The following is a 257-nucleotide window of genomic DNA, read 5'->3' as shown; positions in this document are numbered from 1 at the left end:
GCTCCTGCGCCGAGCGCCGGAGCCGCTCCGGGTGCTCGGCGTGGTCCGCGATCGCGCGGGCCATCGCGTCGACGTCGTCGACGGGCACCAGCACCCCCAGCTCCCCGTCGCGCAGCAGCTCGCGGGGGCCGGACGGGCAGTCGGTGGCCACCACCGGCGTGCCGTGGGCCATGGCCTCCAGCAGCACGAAGCTGCCCATGCCCTCGTAGCGCGACGACAGCACGAACAGCTCGGCGCCGGCCAGCGCGGCCTGCAGG

At 76.7% G+C, this 257-nt stretch carries 1 protein-coding gene; it reads right to left on the bottom strand.

Annotated features, from left to right (window positions below):
• A partial coding sequence (locus FHN55_RS22175; RefSeq protein WP_139714561.1) for a glycosyltransferase occupies positions 1-257 on the bottom strand: 257 nt, incomplete at both ends.

Origin of the sequence: Streptomyces sp. NP160 (assembly GCF_006335115.1) — a bacterium.
Taxonomy (GTDB): domain Bacteria; phylum Actinomycetota; class Actinomycetes; order Actinomycetales; family Quadrisphaeraceae; genus Quadrisphaera.
The sequence above is the reverse complement of the archived record's forward strand: the minus strand, read 5'-3'. Positions and strand labels throughout refer to the sequence as shown.